General features: G+C 67.4%; 5 protein-coding genes. All 5 read right to left on the bottom strand.

Annotated elements, in window-relative coordinates:
* The coding region (locus MTF65_RS30385) for an amino acid adenylation domain-containing protein (RefSeq protein ID WP_279399613.1) at positions 1 to 2,529 on the bottom strand (2,529 nt) is incomplete at its 3' end.
* Positions 2,530 to 2,716: 187 nt separating this feature from the next.
* Positions 2,717 to 4,009, bottom strand: coding sequence for an NAD(P)/FAD-dependent oxidoreductase (locus MTF65_RS28180; RefSeq protein WP_308407234.1), 1,293 nt, complete (start codon positions 4,007 to 4,009; stop codon positions 2,717 to 2,719).
* 261 nt (positions 4,010 to 4,270) lie between these two features.
* Positions 4,271 to 4,627 (bottom strand): tRNA-binding protein, encoded by a 357-nt coding sequence (locus tag MTF65_RS28175; RefSeq protein WP_243631793.1) that lies wholly within the window; start codon positions 4,625 to 4,627, stop codon positions 4,271 to 4,273.
* A 14-nt stretch (positions 4,628 to 4,641) separates the two neighbouring features.
* A complete protein-coding gene (gene dnaN / locus MTF65_RS28170; RefSeq protein WP_243631792.1) occupies positions 4,642 to 5,766 on the bottom strand; it encodes a DNA polymerase III subunit beta in 1,125 nt (374 codons plus the stop codon).
* Between the two features lie 95 nt (positions 5,767 to 5,861).
* Positions 5,862 to 6,464, bottom strand: a complete 603-nt coding sequence (locus tag MTF65_RS28165; protein ID WP_243631791.1) for a sugar O-acetyltransferase — start codon at positions 6,462 to 6,464, stop codon at positions 5,862 to 5,864.
* Positions 6,465 to 6,580 lie beyond the last annotated feature (116 nt).

Genomic DNA, 6,580 nt, shown 5'->3' with positions numbered 1-6,580 from the left:
AAACGGATCAGCCACAAACCGCTCAGCGGTCAAACCCCGCCGATTGACATAACCACGCGCCAACCCGCCACCCGACACGTACAACTCACCGGCCACACCCACCGGCACCGGACGCAACGCACCATCAAGCACATACGCCACGAGATCCGGGAGCGGGTCGCCGATCGGGCTCACTCCCGTCTGGCGGTCACTCGCGGCGGCGCTGGCGAGCGGAAGCTGGGTGACGTGCACGGTCGTCTCGGTGATGCCGTACATGTTCACCAGGGTGGGCGCGGTGTCGCCCCGGCGAGCGAACCATTCGTCCAGCCGCGCCGGCTCCAGCGCCTCACCTCCGAAGACGACCCACCGCAGCGCGAGCCGCCGCTCCAGTTCAGGGCGCTCCCGGCCCGCCTGTATGAGCTGGTAGAAGGCGGACGGCGTCTGGTTGAGCACAGTGATCCGCTGATCCACGAGCAGCGCCAGGAAGTCGTCCGGCGAACGGCTCACGTCGAAGGTCGCGACCACCAAGCGCGCCCCGTGCAGCAGCGCGCCCCACATCTCCCAGACGGAGAAGTCGAACGCGTACGAGTGGAAGAGCGTCCACGCATCGTCCGGCCCGAAGTCGAACTGCTTCGACGCGGCGGTGAACAGCCGCCCGACATTGTGGTGCGAAACGACAACACCCTTGGGGGTACCGGTCGATCCGGACGTGTAGATGATGTACGCGGGGTGCTCCGGGTGGAGCACCGCGAGCCGCTCCTCGGCACGGACGCCTTCGGAGGCAAGGGCGCCGATCCGGATCTCGGTCTGCGGCTCGTCCAGAACGAGCGCCGGCATATCGCCTGAAAGGACGTCCCGCGTGGCGGACTGGACCAGTCCCACCACCGGCCGGGTGTCCTCGAGCATGAAAGCGATGCGTTCCCGGGGCAGGCTGGGGTCGATCGGCAGATAGGCTCCGCCGGCCTTGGTGACGGCGAGCGCCGCGACCACCGTCTCCACGGACCGGTGCAGCGCGAGCGCGACGACCGACTCCGGGCCCACGCCCTGCTCGATCAGCAGCCGGGCGATGCGGTTGGAACGGGCTTCGAGTTCCTCGTACGACAGGGAGATGTCGCCGCAGACCACGGCAATGGCCGTCGGTTCGCGCCTGGCGGAGGCATAGATCTCCGGAAGGGTGCGGGGGGCACTCGGCGTGAACTCGGGGCGCGTCACGGGCATTACACGGCTGCGCTCGTCGGCCCCGATGACGTCAAGTCGGCCGATCGGACGGTCGAGGTTGGCCACGACGTTCTGCAGCGTGGTGATCAACCGCGGGCCGTGCGCGTCGAGTTCGTCGGCCGTGTATAGCTGGGGGTTGCCGTTGAGGTCGATGCGCAGCCCCTCGGCATCAGGGCGGTCGTAGGCCACGATCGAGAGGTCTTCGAGCAAGGGGGCCGCCGGATTGTGCATGATGCTGGAGCATTCGCCGAACCGCAGCACCTCGAAGCGCATGACATTGAGGATGGGGCCGAAGAACCGGCGGGGTACGCCGGGGAGTTGGAGATCCCGGCGGATGTCCTCACCGCGGCGCCGCTGGTGCTTGAGCGCCGACCTCAGCTCCTCGGAAACCTGCGACACGAGCTCGGCTGCGGTCATCGCAGGGTGCACTCCGACGCGCAGCGGCACCACGTTCGCCATCATGGCGGGGGTTCGCCGGGCTTCCGGGTCGAGCCGGCCGGCCACGGGAAGGCCGAGTACGACGTCCCGGCGGCCGGTGAGGCGGTGCAGGTACAGCGCCGTCGACGCGATCAGCAGCCGGGACCAGCGAGTGCCCAGCCGGCCGGCGGCATCGTTCAGCGCCAGGGTGGACCGCGCCGTCATCTCCTCGCGGTACCGCACGAAGCGGTTCTGCGGATCGGCGCTCTGGGGCGTGAGACTGACCTGCTCGGGCCGGTCCTCGAAGCGGTGCGTCCAGAATTCCCGGTCGTCCCGGTTCTGCGGCGACGCCAGATACGACTGCTCCTCGGCGATCAGCGCACCCATCGTGCCGAAGGCCGAGTCCGCGGGTGCCTGGGAGCCCGCCCGCAGCGCGCTGTAGAGGTCGGCGACGCGGCGGTTGAGAAGGGACGATCCGTAGGCGTCCAGCACGATGTGGTGGTAGCTCTGATACCAGAAGGAGCGGTCGGGAGCCGCGCGGAAGAGCACCTGGCGGAAGGGGCGCCCGTTGCTCAAATCCGGGGCTGCCGCCAGGTCCTTGCGCACCCAGGCGTCGACGGTCCGAAGAGGATCCTCCTCATCGCTCACATCGACGACGGGCAGGGTCCAGTCCGTCGGAGGCACAAGGATCTGACGCGGACCGTCCGGGCCTTCGCGGAAGCGGGCGTGCAAGGCCTCCGTCTCCATCACCACACGGGCGACCACGGACTGGAACAGGGGAACGTCGATCGCGCCACGCAGTTCGAGGTAGTTGCCCCACTGGTAAGCAGGGCTCGATGGGTCGATCGACTGCCCCATCCAGATACCAGACTGCGCTGCCAGCAGCGAGTGCGAGCTGCTCTGCGATTCGGACATCCTGTTCCCGTTCCCCTAGACGATCGGCGGTCGGCCGCGCACCCGTGCGCGTGTCCGACGTCGTGAATGCGACCCGGGATGGGTGTACCGGCCCCGGGAGTGGGCCCCTGTGAGGGCACACGTACGAAACGGCGCCGGCACTCTGGGGAGCCGGCGCCGCGGCAGCCTCGGTGGGCGCCTTGTCGGATCAGTCGAGCGCTGCGGCGAGACCCTCGCTCAGCTGGGTGTCGGCGGGCTCGGCGGCATCGAGCTCCGGGTACACCGGGCAGCCGTACATCGGCTCGTACGCGGAGAAGGTGTTGTTGTCGGGCAGCCCCCGGAGGTGGCGGCCCAGCGGGTTCTTCTCACTCCAGAAGTCTCCGCCGAGGAGGCGCGCGACCCAGATCGGGGCCACCCGGGCGCCCGTGCTCTTGAGGAACCTTCCCAGGTTGTAGTCATGGCTGTAGAAGCCGTGAATCAGCCGGGTGTAGGTGTCGTAGCCCGTCTTGTAGAAGCGCTCGTACTCGTCGACGGTGGCCGTCTCCTCGCGCTCACCGCTGAGGATGTCGGCGGTCAGCTCACCGGCACGGCTGCCGGTGACCAGTGCCAGGTACACCCCGGCGGAGAAGATCGGGTTGGCGAACGCGCCCGCGTCGCCCACGACGAAGAAGCCCGGACCGGCGACCTGGTCGGAGTAGTAGGTGAACTCGCTCTCGACATGCGTCTCGGTGTACTCGGCACCCTTGATGCGCTGCCGGATCCGGGGGATGCGGTTGACATGCTCGGCGAACAGGTCGTCGGGCGAGGAGGCACCCTGCAGGAGGCTGGCGGTGGTCACCGCGCCGACACTCAGCTTGTCCTTGCGGACCGGGATGGCCCACAACCAGCCATCCGCGTGGGCGCCGACCTGGATGTCGCCCTCGACGCCGGGGTTGGTGGCTTCGTCGACTCCGGTGAAGTGCCGGAAGACGGCGACGGTGCGCGCGGTCTGCGGGTACTTGCGGCTGCGCAGGAGGCCCTTGGTGATCAGGCCCGCCCGGCCGCTCGCGTCAATGACGACTCGGGCCCGGACGGTCTGCTCGGCACCCCCAGCGCTGTACGTGACACCGACGACCCGGTCGCCTTCGGTCTCGACCTTGGTCACCCGCGCGTTCTGCACTACCTTGGCGCCGCATTCGGCGGCGTGCTCCAGCAGGATCGTGTCGAAGTCGGCACGCTCCAGTTGGTACGTCGTCAGGGCGCGGCCCGCACCCTGGTCAGTGAAGTCAACCCGGTGGTAACCGTCCGCGCCGTCACAGAACTCCGCGCCCGTCTTGACCGGAAAGCCCTCGGCCTTCACCTTCGGGGTGATCCCCAGCTTGTCCAGAACGGCGGAGGTATAGGTGAGCATGGACTCACCGATGTGGAATCGCGGGAACGTCGAACGTTCCAGAACAAGCACCGAGAGTCCTCGGCGGGCCATCGACACCGCTGCGGAGGATCCCGCAGGACCTCCGCCCACGACTATGGCATCGAAGTTTTCCTCGGTCTCCGGATACCCCACTGACACTCCTTCAATTTCCGACCCGGCTGAATGGGGACGAAGGGGCAGGGGCGGTGACCTATCTGACACGGGGTCACCGACCACGCCTCCTCCTCGCGCCTGGTCTTCCGCTGCCGCACTCCTGTACGACGATCATCATCTTGGCATACCCGCCGATCAGCCCGGCAGTGAGGCTAAGTTGATCCATCGTCACATTGATGCGGCACAGGGGCAGATGACTCAGCCGACCACGTCTCCCGGGCTGGACTCAGGGGCAGGGGAGAGCAGTTGAACCACTCCCTCGGTGTCGTACGACCCCAGAAGTAGACACTCGCTCGTGAATCCGGCGATGCGCTTCTTGCCGAGATTGACGACGCCGACGACCAGACGGCCCGCCAGTTCCCCGGCGGGATAGTTGGCCACCTGGGCACTCGTCGCGAGTTCCCCAACCAACGGACCGAAATCCACGCGGAGTTTGTACGCCGGCTTGCGTGCCTCCGGGAAGGAATCCACTGAAAGGACGAGCCCCACCCTGATATCAGCAGCGAAGAAGTGCGCCGCGTCCACCTGCGCCTTGGGTTCCTGTCTGTCCGTCATCTGCGCCCCCGCCGCTAGGAGACGCGGACCGGCATGATGACGCACTGGTAGTCGGACAGATCCTCGCCCTCCGCAGTGCGCGCCGTCAGCACCGCCGACTTGAGCGGCGCCTGACAGTTGAGGACGGCAACCTCGGTCTCCACCGCACTGAGCGCGTCCAGCAGGAACTGCGGATTGAACGCGATGGAGATGTCCTCACCCTCGACCTGAGCCGCCATGGTCGCCACGGCTTGCGCCTCGTCACCCGTGGCCGCCTCCAGAATCACCTCGGCACCCCGGAAGGTCAGCCGCACAGGAGAGTTCCGGTTGGCCACCAGCGACACGCGCTTGAGGGCATCGACGAACGGCGCGGTCCGTACAGCGGCCCGGGTCGCGAATTCACGGGGCAGGCGCTGGCGGTAGTTGATGAACTCCGCGCTGATCAGGCGGGACGAGGCCTTGCGCCCCTGGAACTCGAAGCCGATGGTCTCCACCGCCACGTTCGCGGTGCCTCCGAGGGTGAGCGAGACAGTGGTGCCGGAGGGCACGGACTTCGCCGCCTGCGCGATCGCCTTCGCTGGCACGACCGCGCTCAGCGACACGTCAGGATCCGCAGGGTTCCATTTCAGCTCCCGCATGGCAATGCGGTAACGGTCCGTGCAGGCCAGAGTGAGACGGTCACCCTTGGCCTCCAGGTGCAGACCGGTGAGGACCGGAACCGCTTCGTCGCGCGCCGCTGCCAGCGAGACCTGCGCGACCGCCGCGCTGAAGGCGTCGCCGTCCACCGTGCCCGCCAGGCCGGGCATGACGGGCAGCGCCGGGTAGTCCTCGACCGGGAGCGTCTGCAGGGTGAACCGGGTCCCGCTGCCCTCCACCGTGACCTTGTTCGCATCGCCGACGAACTCGATGAGCCCCGGCGGCATGCTGCGCATGATCTCCGCCAGCAGGCGGCCCGAAACCAGGACGGCGCCGGTCTCGATCACCTCGACGTCGACATCGGCTCGCGTGGAGTTCTCGTAGTCGTAGCCTGAGAGCGTCAGCCGCTCGTCGACCTTCAGCAGAATGCCAGCGAGGATGGGCACGACCGGCCGGGAAGCCAGACTGCGCGCCGCCCACGCCGTGGCCTCGACGATCTCGTCGCGCTCCACTCGAAACTTCATGGTCCCTTACTCTCCTGGATCATCGCGATTCTTCTGTGGGATCGAGTCAAGCATGCTCGACTTGATCGCCCTCGAGCAGGGTGAGCGGGCAAGGATCACTCACTACGGCCGGAAATCGGAGCCGTGGGCCGAACCTCACCCGAGGGTAGCGAGCGCACAACGCGTGCGGGATTTCCATACACAACGACCCCCGCCGGGACATCCTTGGTCACTACACTGCCGGCGCCCACCACCGCGTCATCACCGATGGTGACGCCCGGGCAGACAATGGCTCCGCCGCCGATCCACACATTGCTTCCGATGGTTATCGCGGCCCCGAACTCATAGCCCTTTCGGCGCAGTTCGGCCTCAAGCGGGTGTGTCGCGGTGAGAAGCTGGACATAGGGACCGATCAGCGTCCGGGGTCCGATCTCGATACAGGCCGTGTCCAGGAACACCCCGCCGTAATTGACGAATACGTCCTCGGCAAGGTGAATGTTCCGACCGTACAGACAGTGAAAGGGGGAGCGCACTTCGATCGACTCGCCGACCGAGCCCAGCAGGTCCCGCAACAGCGACACACGCTGCCCCGGGGCGCCCACGCTGGTCGCGTTGTACCGCTCCATCAGCAGGGCCGCGGCCAGCCGCTCGGCAGTCAACTCCGTGTCGTCATAGGCGAAGAGCTCTCCAGCGAGCATCTTGTCCTTGTATCTGGTCATCGGCGGACCCCCCCACTGGCTCCCTGCGGGCCGCCCCAGGGCCGGAGCGACAGCAGCCGGCCGACGATCGTCCCGGCAGCCACACCCTACCTTCTGCTCAACATCCCCCCGGCGGA

This window comes from Streptomyces sp. APSN-46.1, from assembly GCF_022815725.1.
Lineage (GTDB): Bacteria > Actinomycetota > Actinomycetes > Streptomycetales > Streptomycetaceae > Streptomyces.
The sequence above is the reverse complement of the archived record's forward strand: the minus strand, read 5'-3'. Positions and strand labels throughout refer to the sequence as shown.